The 18,755-nt window shown below is 38.2% G+C and carries 13 protein-coding genes; 4 read left to right on the forward strand and 9 right to left on the reverse strand.

Annotation, left to right across the window (positions count from 1 at the left end; all coding sequences use genetic code 11):
• Positions 1-73 precede the first annotated feature (73 nt).
• Together msrA and WH188_RS20720 are read right to left on the reverse strand one after the other, a co-directional pair.
• Positions 74-589: a peptide-methionine (S)-S-oxide reductase MsrA gene (gene msrA, locus WH188_RS20715; protein WP_132772269.1), complete on the reverse strand. Its 516-nt coding sequence runs from the start codon at positions 587-589 to the stop codon at positions 74-76.
• 163 nt (positions 590-752) lie between these two features.
• The gene (locus WH188_RS20720; protein WP_168128433.1) at positions 753-1,778 is read right to left on the reverse strand and encodes an isoaspartyl peptidase/L-asparaginase family protein; all 1,026 of its coding nucleotides are present in this window, start codon (positions 1,776-1,778) and stop codon (positions 753-755) included.
• Positions 1,779-1,960: 182 nt separating this feature from the next.
• On the opposite strand from WH188_RS20720, the gene WH188_RS20725 reads away from it, so the two are divergent.
• The 4 genes from WH188_RS20725 (at position 1,961) to WH188_RS20740 (ending at position 9,180) form a co-directional block, all read left to right on the forward strand.
• Positions 1,961-3,187, forward strand: coding sequence for a C40 family peptidase (locus WH188_RS20725; RefSeq protein ID WP_168128432.1), 1,227 nt, complete (start codon positions 1,961-1,963; stop codon positions 3,185-3,187).
• 15 nt (positions 3,188-3,202) lie between these two features.
• A complete protein-coding gene (locus WH188_RS20730; protein ID WP_168128431.1) occupies positions 3,203-4,258 on the forward strand; it encodes a dipeptide epimerase in 1,056 nt (351 codons plus the stop codon).
• 122 nt (positions 4,259-4,380) lie between these two features.
• Complete coding sequence (locus WH188_RS20735; RefSeq protein ID WP_339424594.1) at positions 4,381-7,578, forward strand: SusC/RagA family TonB-linked outer membrane protein; 3,198 nt, start codon at positions 4,381-4,383, stop codon at positions 7,576-7,578.
• Positions 7,579-7,710: 132 nt separating this feature from the next.
• Positions 7,711-9,180 (forward strand): RagB/SusD family nutrient uptake outer membrane protein, encoded by a 1,470-nt coding sequence (locus WH188_RS20740; RefSeq protein WP_168128429.1) that lies wholly within the window; start codon positions 7,711-7,713, stop codon positions 9,178-9,180.
• Positions 9,181-9,252: 72 nt separating this feature from the next.
• Here WH188_RS20740 and WH188_RS20745 read toward each other — a convergent pair whose 3' ends face one another.
• The 7 genes from WH188_RS20745 to alaS all read right to left on the reverse strand — a co-directional run bounded on the left by WH188_RS20745 (position 9,253) and on the right by alaS (position 18,625).
• Positions 9,253-9,741, reverse strand: coding sequence for a GNAT family N-acetyltransferase (locus tag WH188_RS20745; protein WP_168128428.1), 489 nt, complete (start codon positions 9,739-9,741; stop codon positions 9,253-9,255).
• A 208-nt stretch (positions 9,742-9,949) separates the two neighbouring features.
• Positions 9,950-11,428, reverse strand: coding sequence for a M14 family zinc carboxypeptidase (locus tag WH188_RS20750; RefSeq protein WP_339424595.1), 1,479 nt, complete (start codon positions 11,426-11,428; stop codon positions 9,950-9,952).
• 4 nt (positions 11,429-11,432) lie between these two features.
• A complete protein-coding gene (locus WH188_RS20755) occupies positions 11,433-12,485 on the reverse strand; it encodes a S66 peptidase family protein (RefSeq protein ID WP_339424596.1) in 1,053 nt (350 codons plus the stop codon).
• 18 nt (positions 12,486-12,503) lie between these two features.
• Positions 12,504-13,841: a dihydroorotase gene (locus tag WH188_RS20760; protein ID WP_339424597.1), complete on the reverse strand. Its 1,338-nt coding sequence runs from the start codon at positions 13,839-13,841 to the stop codon at positions 12,504-12,506.
• A 267-nt stretch (positions 13,842-14,108) separates the two neighbouring features.
• Positions 14,109-14,801, reverse strand: a complete 693-nt coding sequence (locus tag WH188_RS20765; RefSeq protein ID WP_132844447.1) for a response regulator transcription factor — start codon at positions 14,799-14,801, stop codon at positions 14,109-14,111.
• A 100-nt stretch (positions 14,802-14,901) separates the two neighbouring features.
• On the reverse strand, positions 14,902-16,002 hold the full coding sequence (locus WH188_RS20770; RefSeq protein ID WP_237682888.1) for a TlpA family protein disulfide reductase: 1,101 nt from the start codon (positions 16,000-16,002) through the stop codon (positions 14,902-14,904).
• 7 nt (positions 16,003-16,009) lie between these two features.
• Positions 16,010-18,625, reverse strand: coding sequence for an alanine--tRNA ligase (alaS, locus tag WH188_RS20775; protein WP_339424598.1), 2,616 nt, complete (start codon positions 18,623-18,625; stop codon positions 16,010-16,012).
• Positions 18,626-18,755: the final 130 nt, after the last annotated feature.

Raw genomic sequence — 18,755 nt, forward strand, 5'->3', positions numbered from 1 at the left:
GCAAATAACTTTACAGCTATATTAGAACATAAAAAAACCGCTATTAAGCGGTTTTTTTATGTTCTAAAATCTTTTAATCTTTAAACTCTTTGATGAATTTTTGAAGTTTTGGTGCAATAACAACAGAACAGAAAGGATTTTCAGGATGCGTATTGAAATAATTGTGATGATAGTTTTCTGCTACCCAAAAAGTAACCGCTGGCTCTACAGTAGTCACAATAGGATCTTCAAAAACATCCTCACTATCTAACTCATCAATAAAATTCTTAGCGAGTATTTCCTGTTCCTCATCGTGGAAAAATACGACCGATCTATATTGCGTACCGACATCATTACCTTGACGGTTTAACGTCGTTGGGTTATGCGTTTTAAAGAAGATCTTCAATAATTCTTCGTAATTAACAAGATCTTCATCGTATTCAATCTGTACCACTTCAACATGTTCTGTGGTACCTGTACATACCTGCTCATAGGTAGGATTATCATTTAGCCCGCCCATATATCCTGGTAAAACGGATTTTACACCTTCAGTATTTTGAAAAATAACTTCCGTACACCAAAAACAGCCGCCTCCAAATGTTGCTTTCATATTTTAATATATTTTATATTCAAACTTAGATAAATTTGTTTAGTAAAATTACAAACTTTCAAATTTATCGATCTCTCCTCCACCATCAAAAAATAAATAATTGAGGAAACTTAGAAATTAAATGACAGAAAAAGCGTCATAATAGTTTACTGATTTTGAAAAATTATGATTTGTAGTAATAGGAACCTGGAATCAGCAGATCCTGCTTTTCGTTATGACATACAGCGTATGAGAATCCTTTTTGCAAAGCATAAGATCCATATTCACCTTTTTTATTCAATGCTAAAAATCCTACCTGAATATCTTTTGCAATATTAGGTTTCTTCTTAACAATACGTTTTACAGCTTCTTTGCAGGCATCTTCCGGTGAATATCCCTGACGCATCAATTCGACCACTAAAAAACTACCTACTGTACGAATGACTTCCTCTCCTACTCCTGTAGAAGTGGCCCCGCCTACTTCATTGTCTACATAAAGTCCAGCTCCGATAATCGGGCTATCTCCTACCCGGCCATGCATCTTAAAAGCCATACCGCTTGTTGTACATGCACCAGATAGATTTCCTTGAGCATCCAATGCAAGCATACCTATTGTATCATGATTATACTGATTACCTGGCAAACGCTCGACCGCGAATGACTTGTTCTCAATATTCATAACCGGTTTATATTTCTTTTCTTTTAACCATTCTTTCCATGCTTTTTCTCCTTCTGGGGTAAGCAGGTCTTCTTTTTCAAAACCATTCTCCAGCGCAAACTGCAATGCACCATCTCCTGCAAGCATCACATGTGGTGTTTTATCCATTACCAGACGAGCTACAGAAATTGGATGTGCGATATGCTCTAAGGCCGCTACGGAACCACAGTTTCCTTCTGAATCCATGATACAGGCATCTAAGGTAACGATACCATCGCGATCTGGATATCCACCTTTTCCTACTGTCATATTTTTTAAATCAGCTTCCGGTACACGCACTCCCTGCTCTACGGCATCAATTGCTTTTCCGCCTTTTTTTAGCACTTCCCATGCCGCCTGATTTGCCGCGATACCAAAGTCCCAAGTTGAAATAACGATCGGTTTCATTCCCGACCGCTTCTGCGGAATTGAAAAACTTGATAACGTCTCTACAGTACCTATAGCTGTTGCTCCAATAATACCTTGTCTAATAAATTGGCGTCTTGAACTCATATTTTAATCGATTTAGCAATACAAGTATACACAATTGCATTTTTCTTTTTAAGAATTTTTTAATTCTGCCAAGGCCCCGCATTCGTATTTATGCAAAAGAATCGATCATTAATTCACAAATCGTCAACATTTCTTGTGAAAACATACAATTTAGACTATCTTTAAAAACCAAACTAATCAGCATGACAAATAAACTAAAATATGCTATTCTTACCTGTGCAGGCTTTTTTACGATTAACCATGCCTTTTCACAAGCACTAGATTCCACTGTTTATCTTCAGGTTAAAGAACTGCAAGAAACCGTAAGAAAAGCATATGCTCCTGATAAGCGTACAAAGCTATTTGCCTTCTCAAAAACAGATGTTGTCAAAAATGACTATCTGATAGAAACGACAGAACCAGCCGCCAAAACAGCTTTCGAACAACAATTTAAAAATATTCCGGCAACGGTAGCCATTAACTTATTGCCCGAACAAAACTTAGGCAATAAACTGATCGGTATCGTACATTTATCTGTCGGAAATATGAGAACTAAGCCTGATAATGCGGCTGAAATGGCGAGTCAGGTATTAATGGGAACACAAGTTGATCTCTTACAAAAGGATCATGGTGAATACCGCATCCGTACTCCGGAAGGCTACATTGCCTGGTTACCGACTTCTTCGGTTACAGCGATGACAAAGGAAGAGGCGGCACAATGGAACAGTCAACCTAAAATAATCTATACCGCTGAATTTGGAAAATCATTTTCCGAACCGCATGCGCAAAGCCAACGTGTATCGGATCTTGTATATGGCGATATTCTGGTGCTGACGGGTGAGAAAAATAACTATTTTGAAGTTTCCTATCCTGATAAAAGGAAAGCATACATCAAAAAAGAAGAAGCTTTATCGCTAAAAAAATGGGTTGAATCACGCAATCCTACAGCTGACAACTTGATCTCGAGTGCCAAATCTATGCTCGGACTTCCTTACCTTTGGGGAGGTACTTCTGTAAAGGGAGTCGATTGCAGCGGCTTTACAAAGACAGCTTACTTCATGAACGGTTATGTTATTCCGCGTGATGCTTCTCAACAGGTATTAGCAGGTGAATCTGTGGATATCCTGGATGCTGAAGGTCACTTTGATCCAGAAAAAGCGCTTAAAAATTTAAAACCTGCTGATCTTTTGTTTTTTGCTGCTGGTAAAAACACGAATCCCAATGCCCGTGTTACGCATGTAGCACTTTACATCGGTAACGGAACGTTTATTCATGCAGCGGGATCTGTACGAATCAATAGTATGTTGAAAGATGCTGAAAATTACGATGATTTTCAGACACGCACTGTTGTTGCTGCAAAAAGATATTTGGGATCAAACGATCCACAAATACAGAAAGTACAAAATAACCCTTATTATAGCATCAAATAAAAGATAACAACGATCATGAGTATACATTCAGACTGGATTACTAAAGATTTTGGGGCTTTCAAACTGAGATATAAGCCTTACACTTTAGAAATGCGTTATGTCTTTACTGTTGCATCTTTCAGCAGAACGACAACTCCGGTTGTATTGACACAATTGGAATATGACGGCATTATTGGTTACGGAGAGGCAAGTATGCCTCCATATCTAGGAGAATCGCAGGAAAGCGTTATCAATTTTCTAAACAAAATCGACCTATCCGGATTCAACTCTCCTTTTCAAACGGAGGAGTTATTGGCTTATGTGGATCAAATAAGCGCTAAAAATACGGCTGCAAAAGCTTCAGTTGATATTGCACTTCATGATTTAATAGGAAAAATACTGGGACAGCCATTTTATAAAATTTGGGGATTAAATCCAGCACTAATACCTGCTACTTCTTATACCATCGGTATCGATACAGAAGAGGTGATTCGTAAAAAGGTCATGGAGGCAGATCAGTTTAAAATTCTCAAAGTAAAGTTGGGCCTTGAAACGGATAAAATGATTATCGATACCATTCGCCAATGCACAGATCGTCCATTGTGTGCTGATGTCAACCAAGGATGGAAAACAAAGGAACAGGCACTTGAAATGTCACATTGGCTCGCTGAAAGGGGCGTAGTTTTTTTGGAACAGCCGATGCCAAAAGAACAGATCGATGATAATGCCTGGTTAACAGCACATAGCCCCATACCGACTATTGCCGATGAAGCATGCCAGAGATTGATTGATGTTCCTGCATTGCAGGGGGTTTATTCGGGCATTAATATCAAACTGATGAAATGCACTGGAATGCGTGAAGCAAAACGAATGGCAGAATTAGCGCAGTCATTAAAAATGAAAGTAATGATCGGATGTATGACCGAAACTTCTTGTGCCATATCTGCCGCGGCTCAGTTGGCTCCTTTGGTAGATTGGGCAGACCTGGATGGTGCACTTCTTATCGGAAATGATATTTACGATGGCATGAAAGTCATTGACGGACAATGTATCTTACCAGATCGTCCAGGGATAGGTATCCTAGCAGAATAAAACACATTAAATTTTCATAAGATCATGAATTTTCAGAAAAAATATCATGATCTTATTCTTATCTTGTACCTTACGGGTATAAATAGATCATCTATTAAAAGCAACAACTAACCAATACTCTTATGAATAAAATTTTACTTACCTCGTTATGTACGATGGCTTGCGGGACTCTGCAGGTCGTACATGCGCAACAAATCCAGGTTGCGGGGAAAGTTTCAGATGGAAATGGCGCTGCCATTCCAGATGTGACGATCTCGGTCAAAGGAACAAATACCGCAACATCCACAAATTCCAGTGGATTGTTTACGATAAATGCGAATCAGGATGCAACAGTCATCATCAGTGCTGTCGGTTATCAGAAACAAGAAATCAAACTAAATGGCCGAAAAACATTAACAATAACCTTACAAAAAGAAGAGAATGCACTGGATGAGGTTATGGTAGTCGCTTATGGTACGGCTAAAAAGAGCACCTACACGGGTTCTGCTGCGGTGGTAAAAGAAAGTGATATTAAAGATGTCCCTACGACGTCGTTTGAAAATGCATTGAACGGACGTGTAGCTGGTGTTCAGATCAGTTCCAGCTCCGGCCAGGCGGGCGCAACATCTAGCATCAGGATACGTGGTATCGGTTCTATGAACGCTTCTAATGATCCTTTATATGTGATCGATGGTGTTCCTGTTGTTTCGGGCAATGTGGGACAAATGACTGGCCAGATCAATTCTTCTTCCAATGTCATGAGTACGCTTAATCCATCGGATATAGAATCGATCACCATATTAAAAGATGCTGCCGCATCTTCATTATATGGATCTAGAGCTGCCAATGGCGTTATCGTAATTACAACAAAACGTGGTAAAGAAGGAAAGGCACGCATAAACTTTCGGTCTTCTCTTGGTTTTACCCCATCGTGGGCGACAGATAATTATGAAGTAGCGGATCCGCAGGCACAGATCAATATGGAATATCAGATTTTCCATGACTATAGAACGTCAAATAAAAACAGTGCTACTGGAGTCAATTACACCGATCAGGAGGCAAGTACTTATGCTCTGGGACAAATCAACAACCGATTTAATAAACATGGATATCGCTTTGAAGTAGATGGTCCTGCCCGTATGAATAATGTTAAAATTCTTGGAATAACTGACGGTGTCGAAAACCGGGAAGGTAAATTCTTTGATTGGGAGGATTACTTATTTAGAACCGGTGTTTTTAATACGAACGACATCTCTTTGAGCGGAGGTTCTGAAACAACAAAGTACTTCTCTTCTCTAAACTATACAAAAGATAAAGGACGCGCCACGATCAATGAATATGAAAGAATCTCAGGAAGAATCAACCTGAATCAAAAAGTAAGAAGCAATATTGAATATAATGTAAATTTAAATGTTGCTAATACGGATAAAACTGGGTTCAATGATACCCGAAGTACCGGATCTAATCCTTTCTTTCAATCTAGAAATCTATTGTTTCCTTTCTACTGGCCTACTGACTACAAAACCGGCAATCCATGGACAGCACAATATGGTAGCTTAGCCTATAATTCTGACTATTATAATAAACAATGGGGTAACAGTACAAAAACTCTCAAATTGGGTGCTGTACAATCTCTATCGTGGGAAATTGTTCCTAATCTAACGGCAAAAACAATTTTCTCATTTGATAACACAGAAGTAAAAGATGCCTTGAATTTTTCAGCCTTGCACTTCATTGGTTTGACTGATAAGGGTTCATCGAGCAAATGGAATACAAATATGCGGAAATATGTTTCGTCCAATACATTAACGTATGCCAAAAGTATTGAGCAGCATAACTTCAATATTTTAGCGGGTTATGAAGTTGAAAAGAATGTCACTGATTTTCAGTACAGCAATTCGATTAATCTCGGATCAAGTTCTTTAACATCTATCGGTACGGGAGCAAATTATAAAGCGGACAGCTATCAGTTCGGTAATAATCTGATGTCTTATCTTTCACGTGTCGATTACAACTATAATGAGAAATACTTTTTAGGAGCTTCTATCCGCCGGGACGGTTCGTCACGTTTCAGTGAAGATAATCGTTGGGGTACCTTCTGGTCTGTATCTGGCGCATGGAGTATCCATAAAGAAGAGTTCTTTAAAAATGATATCGTCAATACCTTAAGATTAAGAGCTTCGTATGGTGTTAATGGTACGCTACCGACAGATAATTATGCTTGGAGAACTTTAATGTATTATAAATACAATTACAAAGGTAACCCTGGGGGTGTCGTTGGCGATGGTTCATTAGGGGCTATAGATAGAGGATTAGGAAATACAAAACTAACCTGGGAAAAAAGTAATACCTACGATCTAGCTTTGGAATATGGTTTATTTAACAATAGACTAACGGGTTCCATCGAATACTTTAATAGAGATTCGAAAGACTTGCTTCAAGATGTGCCTACTTCTGGTACGACTGGTTTTACCAAGGTGCTCCAAAACGTGGGTGTCATAAATAATAGTGGAGTCGAAATTGATTTAGGCGGCGATATCATCAGTAAAGAAAACTTCAGATGGTCGGCTCGGGTCAATGGTTCATTTTTAACTTCCAAAGTCAAAACTTTAGATGCTGGTAAAGATATTATCTGGACTGATCCAACAGGTGGTGATGCCCGTGCACAGTTTATCTACCGTGAAAATGAATCGGTATTATCTTTCTATGGTTATGAGTGGGGCGGTGTAGATAAAACCAATGGTAAAAACGTTTGGTATACAAACAATAATCAATCGGATTTCGAATACAATGGCCGAAATGCTTCTTATAGCTATACGAAAGCAGATCAGATCATCTTGGGTTCGGCTACGCCTAAAATTTTCGGAGGAATCAATACAGATGTGGAATATAAAGGTATCTCACTTGGTCTAAACTTTAGTTACAAGATCGGTGGAAAGCTGTATGATGGTGCGGAAAAGGATGTCATGGATGATGGCTACTATTGGGAAAGAATACGTTCACAGTATTACTATGATAATATGTGGTCACCTAGCAATGTAAATGGTACACAACCAAAAATCGATGGTAACGATTTAACTGATGCTATCCAGTTCAGTAGCCGTCATTTATATAATGCTTCGTTTATCCGTCTAAAAAACATCAATGTCGCTTATAAATTGCCTTCACAATGGTTGGAAAAAGTTAAAATCAGTAATGCGCGTTTATTTTTCAATGGTACAAACCTATTCACGGCATCTAAATTTAAACTAGCGGATCCTGAGGTTAACCAATATGGAACGCGTGGATGGGAAACACCATATGGCAAAACATACACATTTGGTATTGAAATCGGCTTCTAGTTTTTCTATTGATCATAGGATAAACGATAACTTATTGCAACAAACCTGATGATCATAATAGCTATTAACCGACATAGGCATTGCTAATGCCATTAATAAACAAATTGATTATTGAATAAACAGCTAATTCTGATGAAAAAATATATAAACTATTTACTTTTCGCATCTGTTCTGAGTACAACTTACTCGTGTAAGAACTTTTTAGATGTGGAACCTACTAATGCGGTTGATGCTGATAAGGCCATTGTAACCGCCAACGATGCTCAGATTGCGATCAACGGTATACAGCGTCAAATGACTTCTTCGAACTATTATGGACGTAATTTCATCGCTTATGGTGATGCTAAAGGTGGCGATGTAACGCTTTACTCCCAAGGTCGTGGGTTGGATGCATTTTATACTTTTAATCATAATGCGCAAACGAACAGTTTTTCGAGCTTTTGGACTTCGATCTATAATATCATCTACCAGACCAATAATCTACTCGAAAATATTGAAAAGTTAAAAGCATCAGGAAGTATTGAGAACTTTGATCTTGCAAAATCGGAAGCATTAACCATCCGTGCATTGGCCAATTTTGATCTGGTTAGACTTTACGGTAAATCTTACACCGATGATAAAAATGCCTTTGGAATTCCTAACGTGACCAAAACACTGGCTTTCAATGAGCAAAGTTTACGTGCTACGGTTGATGAAAACTATAAACAGATTCTTTCGGATTTAAAAACTGCGGAAACTGGTCTTCCAAAGACCAAAAGAGATGGCTACTTAAATTACTATGCCAACAAAGCCATACAGGCACGTGTGTACCTCACGATGGCTGACTATAATAATGCTTTATTGGCAGCGGAGGAAGTGATCAATAATAATCCTATTTATTCTCTTTATACCAATGCAGCTTGGGTCACTTCGTGGCAATCCCAGTTTGGATCGGAATCTATATATGAACTTGTAATCGAACCTAATCAAGCGGATCTCGCTCGAAATTCATTAGGTTTCTATTTTATGAGAAGAAATCACCAAACAGGTGCTTTAGGAAATTTCCTAGCAAGTACACCTTTCTTAAATGCACTTAATGCTGATCCCTCTGATGTAAGAAGAGGTGTGATGGCTAGAGATGAATCATCTGCTGATCGTCTTGGCTCTTGCTATAAGTACCTTGGTTCTACGACATTTTCTGGGGATAAAGGAACTTCTAATTATACTGCTGTCAATATTAAAGTGATCCGTCTTTCTGAACTTTATCTGATTGCGGCGGAAGCAGCATTGAAGGCCAGTACACCTAATCCGGCCAAGGCGGCAACTTATTTGCAGGCGATCCATAAACGTGCTGCAGGATTACCGGCTATTGATGCCGCGTCTGTTTCGGAAGCACTGATCTTAGCAGAGAAAAGTAAGGAGTTTTTTGGTGAAGGCATTCGCTATTTTGATATGATCAGACTAAATAAGACAATCAATTTTGATGATGCATTTGCCGGTATCAGCGTACCTACTCGAGAACATGCGATCAATAGATCATTCTTCAAAACGATTTTGCCTATATCTCAAGAAGAGATTAATGCTAATCCTCCGATAAAAGCACAACAAAATCCGGGATATTAGTCTCCATGATTGACGCAATAAAAAATGGCTTCTGATGTTGATCGGAAGCCATTTTTTGTGAGGTTATCTTTTTTATGAATCTATCTTTTGAAAGGCTACCCGAGGTGTCCCATCGCCGACATAGATAATGCCACAACGTATGTATCCTAGTTTTGTGAGTACTTTTTGCATCGGGGTATTTGTTTCATGGGTATCGACCCGGATGTTGTGACATTGTTCAAAGCACCATTGAAAGCAATGTGCCGCTACCCCTTTTACTTGACCATTGGAAGCCAGACGATGTACTACACCATATGGCTCTTCATTCAACCACTGCCCATCTTCAATTATGGTATAATTTGGATCAGGTTCTAGTGAGAAACAGAAGGTGGCTACTATTGAATCATCTTCTATACAGACATAATTCTCTCCGATATCTATTGTTGACTGGATATATTCCCGAGAGGGATAGCCATTTGTCCACTGAATGGTATTGCCACTAGCACGCATTAGACCTCGTGCAATGTCAATAATAGCCATCACCTGATCTAAATCTTCTAATTTTGTTTTTCTAATATCCATATTTACAATAAACTTTTATTTTATCAGTAACGCAGTGACCAAGTAACGAAGTAACGAAGTGACTAGTGACATAGTAACGAATGGTATAACTTACTAACCATCTCACTTTATTACCGACTTATCAGTTACAAAGTGACTAGTGACGAAGTAACGAAAGGTATAACTTACTAACCATCTCACTTTATTACCTTCTAACTATCTAACCAAACTACCGAACAATCTGTTTCATATTTCGTGGCAACTCTTGATTCAAATCAATGAGATAACCATTGATAACAGCGTATTGAATTTCTTCATTCTTCTTTAAGAAAAAATTTGCTTCTTTACCAAGACTTAATGTTCTGATCGTATTCAACTTGCTTTTAGATAGTACATTGATGGGTAAATAATGTAGTACTTTGGGCTCAGATGCATTTATCTTTACACCGGCATATCCTTGCTTCAGTAATGCTTTTATATCAACGTTTTCAAGATCACTTAGGCGATAAAATTCCTTTTCGTAAACTTTAGCTTCTACAAATTCGAAATCTGTCAGATCCAGATCATCGTACCCATAAAAGTCATGAAGATCTCCAATGTCTTCAATATATCCTTTTGTATAGTAATCTTCCCCCTCGGTAATCTCATCTCTTCGGATAGCAATATCTATTTTCAGAGGAAGACCATGTGATATTGTGGTCACCCGACGAAGGATCACATCGTGCAGCTGCGAGGCGTTGAATGGTATGTGCTGGTATTCTGAGATTGAAAATTGCTGATAACTGTCCTGGGCGATTTGCAGTAAGGAATTAAGAATCAGAATAAAATTCAATTTTCTAATTTCCTGTTTTTCCGGATCTCCAGCAAAAGCTCCTGATTCGATCAGTATGGTGCTTGCACCCCATTTCTGAAAGCTATCTCCAAAAGCTCTTGGGGAGTGTTCATCATCATATTTGGCAATGGCTCCTGGGATATAGTCTTGAAGCAGCTGATTCATCCCAGCTATGATCTTCATTGCATTACCACGCACTTCATTGACTTCGCGCTCCCAATTATATGCTGGTGCTAAAAGGGAAATGGTAACCGGAGTTTTAGTTCCCGGAACGTTATAATAGATATTCTGATCGTGTAGATTAAAACCAAATTGTGGTTTGATCAGTTCTGCCTGATTTCTTAATAGCTTACCTTCTGGTGTTGCGGTATCTCTGGCATCCCGATTCAGATCAATGTGCTGCGCATTTCTTCTTGTATAGATTTCGGCTCCATCTGGGTTGAGCATAGGGATAAAATGCACTTCTAAGTTTGATTTTAATATTTCCCTTAAGCTTTGAAATCTGCTATCTTTTCCTTCTAGGAAATTAAACAGGTCAAAAAGGGCCATGGTTGCGGTCGGTTCATCGCCATGCATCTGCGACCACAGCATTACTTTCTTTTTTCCCTGACCGTAGGTTAATTTATAGATCGATCTTTTTTGAACTGACAGTCCGATCTGATCAATCTTTAGGGTTGATTCCTCCTGATGCTTATTGATGAGATCGACTACAGTCGAATGTTTAAATCTACGTTTTGTTAACGTGGTTTCTTTATAGGATGAATAGGCTTCATCAAAATCATTTTTATTTAAATTCATGGTTTGGGCAGAAATTGTAATTCCCGAAGTAACGAAGATCAAAAAGAAGATAATTTTCATCAGGGAGATAATTTTCATCGATTTAATCTTTTAGTACTTTCTCTAAAAGTGTAATGGTTCCTTTGTCGGCATCTATTTTGACCTGTGCTCCTACCGGTAATATAAATTGATTGGCAATATGTCCGATCATGGCTCCTGAATATGCAGGAATCCCGAGCGGTTTGATATAATCGTTCAATACCTGTTCGAGCGTAAGAGAACCATAACCTCCTGCTGGCCCACAGTCCGTACACTTACCAAAGACGAAACCTTTGATCTGATCCAAAATTCCTGCTAATTTTAATTGACAGAACATCCGGTCCACGCGCTCTATATTTTCATCTACTTCTTCTAGGAAGAGTATGGCATTTTTAAAATCTGGCAAATAGGCTGACCCGCATAACCCACTGAGCAATGTCAGGTTTCCTCCTAGTAGTGTACCTGTTGCTTGTCCTGAGTTTAAGGTCGTGATCCGCTCTTTGTACTGGATAAAGTTATCGCCTTTTTCTGTTGGGTTTGCAAATTGTGCCGGCTGATTAAGGAAAAATTGATTTTCAAAATTTTTAGCAACGGTATTACTCCATGTACTGATACCGACTGCGCCGTGAAAGGATATTAAACCGGTCTTTTTATAGAAGGCCATGATCAGTGCAGTAATATCGCTATAACCTAATAATACTTTGGGGTTATTGGCGATGAGTTGATAATCAATATGTGGTAATAAACGGGATGCTCCTGCTCCTCCGCGTATACAGACAATCGCTTTCACTTCTTTGTCTGCAAACATGCTGTGGATATCGGCTAGGCGCTCTTCATCTTTTCCTGCAAAATTACCATATCTACTTCGGATATGTTTTCCTTCTTTGATTTTGAAACCAAAGTTTTCAAAAATTTCGCGGGTCATAACAATGGCTTCTTCGGTATCAATAACTCCCGCAGGAGCTATTAATCCGATGGTATCTCCTTTGCGCAATACTTGAGCAAATAATTTCTTTTGATCTGCTTTTGTTTCAAAGAAATCTTCCTGTGCAAATGACAGTGCAGGTATTCCTGTTGCGACTAAGCCTAAGGATTTTAAAAATGTTCTTTTATCCATAGTCCTGGATGATCATGATTATCTGTTAAATAATAAACGTCTACCAGAGCCGTACTCGATCAAGCTCCCTTTGGAATAGGCTAATTGTCCTGATACAATGGTGTGCTCGATAGAAGATTTAAAGGTATGATCTTCAAATGGAGACCAGCCACATTTTGACAGTATATTTGATTTTGTAACCGTATAAGGTTTATTTAAATCTACCAGTACTAAATCTGCCCAATAGCCTTCACGAATAAATCCACGTTCCTCAATCTGGAAGCAAATTGCTGTATTGTGTGCTGACTTTTGAACGATCTGCTCTAAAGTAATCTTGCCCTCATGGTACATGTCCAATAAAGCTTGTAATGCATGCTGTACCAATGGCCCTCCAGATGGTGCGGCGCTATAAGCTTGTGTCTTTTCAGCAAAGGTATGTGGGGCATGATCGGTAGCAATTACATCGATATGTCCATCCAATACCGCTTTTACAATGGTATCTCTATCATCTGCTGTTTTAACAGCTGGATTCCATTTGATAAAATTACCTTTTGTCTTGTAATCGACGTCGGAGAACCACATATGGTGAATACATGCTTCAGCTGTAATTAATTTTTCTGCCAATGGAATGTCATTTCTGAATAGCCCGATTTCTTTAGCAGTAGAGATGTGCAGAATATGTAAGCGGGTATTGTTCTTTTTCGCTAATTCTACAGCTTTGGAGGATGAGATGTAGCAAGCTTCTGCCGAACGAATAAGGGGATGCATATCTATTGTCAATCCTGCTTCGCCATATTTCTCTTTATATATAGCAAGGTTTTCCTGGATAGTGGCTTCATCTTCGCAGTGTGTGGCTACTAATGTGGGCGAGTTAGCAAATATCTGTTCCAATGCACGCTCATTGTCTACCAACATATTACCAGTTGATGATCCCATGAATACTTTGACACCACAGACATCACGAGGGTTTGTTTTGAGTACTTCTTCCAGATTATCATTGGCTGCACCCATAAAAAATGAGTAGTTGGCTAAAGCATTTTGAGAGGCGATATCGTACTTATCTTGTAACAAAGATTGTGTTAAAGTATTGGGTACTGTATTGGGCATCTCCATAAATGATGTTGTACCTCCCGCCACTGCGGCACGGCTTTCATGCCAGATATCAGCTTTGTGCGTCAATCCTGGTTCACGAAAGTGTACTTGATCGTCAATTAATCCGGGTAAAAGGTGTAATCCTTCGGCATTAATCTCTCTATCGGCAGGGTGGTTAATCTCTGCGGCGATCATCTCGATACGGCCATTACTGATATAAACATCTGAAGTGGTAATTTTCCCTTCATTAACGATTTGTGCAGATTTTATAAGTATTGTTGACATGGATGATGGTAATGTTTAATATGATATACAAATATAAGCATTTGAATATTTACAGCCTAAAAATACACAATTGGATGCTTGCTTACATACTTTATGAGTTTGAAAATTTGGTCTTTTAAATCTGTTGCATTAAGCCTGCTTGTTTTATATTTAATTGGATGACTTAAAACTGAAGTTGATCAAGATGTTATCGATTTTATACCTCTACAAACAAAAAAGCAGTAATGGGATCCATTACTGCTTTTAATTATAATTATATCTTGTCAATTAGGCAACATCAAATTTGTATCCAACACCTTTAACGGTGGTTACATAATCTTCACCAATTTTTTCTCTAAGCTTTCTGATGTGTACATCTATTGTTCTGTTGGTAACAACAACTGAATCTTCCCAAATGCTTTTCAAAATTTGTTCTCTTGTAAAAACTTTATTTGGTTTTGATGCCAATAAGTACATCAATTCAAATTCTTTTTTTGCAAGTACAATTTTTTGTTCTCCACGGTACACTAAAAAAGAATCACGATCAATCACCAGATCCATAATCTCTAATTTATCTTGTGATCGTGCTGCTTCTTCCGAGACATTTCTTCTTAGAATGGCATTAATACGGCTCATCAAAGCACGAGGCTTGATAGGCTTTGCAATATAATCATCGGCTCCAACATGGAAACCTGCAATTTCAGAATACTCCTCACTTCTAGCCGTTAAAAACACCATAAATGTATTTTTAAACTCTGGCATGGCACGCATTAGTCGGCAAGCTTCGATACCATCCATTTTAGGCATCATAACATCCAAAATAATAAGATCTGGATTAATATCCTTTGCTACATTGATAGCTTCGTGACCATTTGAGGCAGTTGATACTTGATATCCTTCGCGCTTTAAATTAAAAGCAATTAATTCTAGAATATCCTGCTCGTCATCAACTACTAATATTTTTTGCTTTGCAATGCTCATCTTTTTTTTTTGCTAAATTATGAACAAAATGACAACAAAACATTAACGAAGTGTTATTAAATTGTTAAGTAACATTCCGAAAGTTAATATTTAATTTGCGCTATTTTAAAGTTTTCTTTAAAAAATCTTCCAATTCTTTACCGCGTAGGTTTTTAGCAATGATCAAGCCTTCTGGATTTAAGACATAAGAGGCCGGTATTCCTGTTATTCGATACAGACCAACAACAACGGATCCCCATGCTTTTAAATCAGATGCCTGCGTCCATTGTAACTGATCGTCTGCTATGGCACGCATCCATGGTCCGGGATTATCATCAAGAGATACTCCAAAAACGTCAAACCCTTTTCCTTTGTACTGATTATATAATTTGACAATATTCGGATTTTCTTGACGACAAGGCATACACCATGACGCCCAAAAATCCAACAGCACATATTTACCTTTGAAATCTGATAACTTTATCGATTTATTGTTAGGTGTGAACGATTCAAAGTCTGGAGCTGGTTGACCTACAGCCAACTTTCTCAGTTTATTTGTTTCTTCTTTAAACTGGGTAACATAGCCATTATCTAAGAACTTATCTTTTATCTTATCGGCATAGGTTATAATTTCAGCTTCTGCAATTTCCGGATCAAGTGTACTGATGGCATAAAATCCAGCGATATCATCGTGCTGTTCAGCAAAATCTACTGCTGCTTTTGTATAGTACTGCAATTGCTCTGTAAACTTTTGTTTGTACTCACTACGCAGATTTTCAATATCATCCACATCAGCTGTGATGGATTTCTTCGCAAAATCTGCCTGTAAGGAATCGCGAACTGCATCACGTCGATTTCTCATTTTTGAGAAACTCTGAATCGATGATGACAACTCAGAGCCCTCTAATTGATAATCGTTAACATCTTTCTGAAGATCTGCCTTGAAAACAATGTCCTCTCCTGGTGAAGCAATTAAATCATAACGATTTTTACCTACACGAAGTGATAATAGACGCGCCTGACTTGTAGGTCTTTTAAATTGAAAGGCATTTTTGTCTCCAAAAAACATGGAGTCCAATTTTCTTTCGCCTTCGTATAAGGATATTACTTTAATATTTCCTGGATTTTCAATTTGGCCAGAAATTGTAAACTCATCTTTATTTTTACATCCGATTAGAAATAAAAATAAACAACCCACCACTAGCAACGTCTGCTTCATCATATTCGTTTTATTTTATAAATTCTATTGCTCTATCTATCGCTGTTTGTAATCCGGCACTATTTTTTCCTCCGGCTGTCGCAAAGAACGGCTGTCCTCCACCACCACCTTGGATGTCTTTTGCCAAATCCCGGATAATATTTCCAGCATTCAAGCCTTTTGATTTTGCTAATTCATCTGAGATGACAACGGTCAAACTTGGTTTACCGTCAAAGTCAGCTCCTATTACTAAGAATAAGTTATTAACGGCTCCTTTTAATGCGTAAGCTAAGGTCTTTACAGCCTCTGCGTTTGGCAAATCAACAACTGTGGCTAAAAAATTAACATCACCTACTTGTTGTAATTTGCTTTCTAGGTCTGATTTTAACGCTAATGATTTTTCAATAATCGTTTTTTCAATTTCCTTTTTCAAAGCACTGTTTTCGTCCACAATTTTACCCATTGCAGCAACAAAGTCTTTTGGATTATTTAATAACCCTTTGATTTGGTCAACTAATTCAAAATGTTCACGGATCACTGCTGCAGATTTCGTTCCTGTAATCGCTTCGATACGACGTACACCTGCTGCAACGGCAGACTCTGATGTAATCTTAAAGAAACCGATCTGACCGGTAGCTTTAACATGTGTACCACCACATAGTTCTTTTGAAAATTGATCATCAAAAGTAATGACACGCACATAATCGCCATATTTTTCACCAAACAACGCAGTTACTCCTGAATCTAATGCTTGTTGGTAAGGAATATTGCGTTCTTCTTTCAATGCAATATTTTCACGAATCTTAGCATTGACAATATCTTCGACTTGTTTGATTTCCTCTTCTGTTACTTTAGAGAAGTGAGAAACATCAAAACGTAAAATATCATCATTTACTAAGGAACCTTTTTGATTCACATGATCGCCTAAGACCTGCTTTAATGCAGCGTGCAATAGATGCGTCGCAGAGTGGTTATTCTCTGTATCTTGTCTTTTTGCCTGATCGACTTGAGCTAAAAAAAGGCCTTCAAAACTTTGTGGGAGGGTATCTATAAAATGTACGAACAACCCATTTTCCTTTTTTGTATCGGTTACAAATATCTTTTCACCTGTAGCTTCAGAAATCAAAACACCGGTATCTCCTACCTGACCACCACCTTCTGCATAAAAAGGTGTTACCGATAAAACCAATTGAAATTGGTCTTTTCCTTTTGCTGAAACTTTACGGTATTTTACAATTTCTGTTTTTGCACTTAGTGTATCGTATCCAACAAATTCAAAACCTTCATCTTCATTGACTAAAATCCAGTCTCCTGTATCAATGGCAGTTGCTGCACGTGAACGGTCTTTTTGGATCTGCAATGCTTGATTAAAACCGACCATATCAACGGAAAGATTTTTCTCTCTCGCCAGTAACTCGGTCAAGTCTATTGGAAAGCCATAAGTATCATATAATTCAAATGCAAAATTACCATCAACAGTTGTATTTGCTTCAGCATAATTTTCGAAACGCTGTACTCCTGTGACTAGAGTTCTTAAGAAAGATACTTCCTCCTCTAAGATTACTTTTTGAACAAAACTTTCCTGTGCTTTCAATTCGTTAAATACACCATCAAACTGTGCCGCCAACAAAGGGACTAGCTCATTGATGAATGGTGTTTTGAAATTTAAGAAGGTATACGCATAACGCACTGCACGACGTAAAATACGACGGATTACATAACCTGCTTTATTATTAGAAGGTAGCTGACCATCGGCAATGGCAAAACTAATCGCCCGAATATGGTCTGCAACTACACGCATTGCAATATCTGTTTTCTCATCCGCACCATAAGCTATCCCGGCTTTTTGAGAGATGAACTGAATAGTAGGCTGAAAAACATCGGTATCGTAGTTAGATGTTTTCCCTTGAATAGAACGTACCAAACGCTCAAAACCCATTCCTGTATCCACATGTTTTGCTGGTAAAGGTTGCAATGAACCATCTTTTAGACGGTTGAACTGCATGAAAACCAAATTCCATACTTCAATTACCTGCGGATGATCGGCATTAACAAGTGACTGTCCAGCTACTTCTTGACGTTCTTCTTGCGTACGCATATCGTAATGGATTTCGGAACATGGACCACATGGTCCTGTCTCTCCCATTTCCCAAAAATTATCTTTTTTATTTCCTAATAGAATACGATCTTCAGCGATTAAAGCTTTCCAAAAATCATAGGCTTCAGTATCCTTTGCTAGTCCTTCTGAATCGTCACCTTCGAAAATCGTTACGTAAAGACGGTCTTTATCTAATTTGTATACATCAGTAAATAACTCCCAAGCCCACTGAATAGCCTCTTTTTTGAAATAATCGCCAAAGCTCCAATTGCCCAACATTTCAAATAAGGTATGGTGGTAGGTATCAATACCTACTTCTTCCAAATCATTATGCTTACCAGAAACACGTAAACAACGCTGTGTATCGGCGACACGTGGAAATTTAATGGCGGCTTCGCCTAAAAATAAATCTTTAAACTGATTCATTCCCGCGTTTGTAAACATCAATGTGGGGTCATTTTTCACCACAACTGGTGCAGATGGTACGATTTGGTGTCCTTTACTTTTGAAAAAATCCAAAAAAGCCTGACGAATTTCTCTACTTGTCATTGAAAATCTAATTGTCTAATTATGATGTTGCAAACTTACTTAAAATTGCCTCGTTATGCAATTAGACGGATGTCTTTTAGTTCATAATAATGTACTAAAAGTGTCATGAAATAAAATAAATTTTGACTAT

Source organism: Sphingobacterium sp. MYb388, from assembly GCF_037479535.1.
GTDB lineage: Bacteria > Bacteroidota > Bacteroidia > Sphingobacteriales > Sphingobacteriaceae > Sphingobacterium > Sphingobacterium anhuiense.

Bases quoted from the DNA above. Each gene is read 5' to 3' on its own strand.
- msrA (WP_132772269.1), bottom strand. From the start codon at position 589: ATGAAAGCAACATTTGGAGGCGGCTGTTTTTGGTGTACGGAAGTTATT.
- WH188_RS20720 (WP_168128433.1), bottom strand. From the start codon at position 1,778: ATGAGTTCAAGACGCCAATTTATTAGACAAGGTATTATTGGAGCAACA.
- WH188_RS20725 (WP_168128432.1), top strand. From the start codon at position 1,961: ATGACAAATAAACTAAAATATGCTATTCTTACCTGTGCAGGCTTTTTT.
- WH188_RS20730 (WP_168128431.1), top strand. From the start codon at position 3,203: ATGAGTATACATTCAGACTGGATTACTAAAGATTTTGGGGCTTTCAAA.
- WH188_RS20735 (WP_339424594.1), top strand. From the start codon at position 4,381: ATGAATAAAATTTTACTTACCTCGTTATGTACGATGGCTTGCGGGACT.
- WH188_RS20740 (WP_168128429.1), top strand. From the start codon at position 7,711: ATGAAAAAATATATAAACTATTTACTTTTCGCATCTGTTCTGAGTACA.
- WH188_RS20745 (WP_168128428.1), bottom strand. From the start codon at position 9,741: ATGGATATTAGAAAAACAAAATTAGAAGATTTAGATCAGGTGATGGCT.
- WH188_RS20750 (WP_339424595.1), bottom strand. From the start codon at position 11,428: ATGAAAATTATCTCCCTGATGAAAATTATCTTCTTTTTGATCTTCGTT.
- WH188_RS20755 (WP_339424596.1), bottom strand. From the start codon at position 12,485: ATGGATAAAAGAACATTTTTAAAATCCTTAGGCTTAGTCGCAACAGGA.
- WH188_RS20760 (WP_339424597.1), bottom strand. From the start codon at position 13,841: ATGTCAACAATACTTATAAAATCTGCACAAATCGTTAATGAAGGGAAA.
- WH188_RS20765 (WP_132844447.1), bottom strand. From the start codon at position 14,801: ATGAGCATTGCAAAGCAAAAAATATTAGTAGTTGATGACGAGCAGGAT.
- WH188_RS20770 (WP_237682888.1), bottom strand. From the start codon at position 16,002: ATGATGAAGCAGACGTTGCTAGTGGTGGGTTGTTTATTTTTATTTCTA.
- alaS (WP_339424598.1), bottom strand. From the start codon at position 18,625: ATGACAAGTAGAGAAATTCGTCAGGCTTTTTTGGATTTTTTCAAAAGT.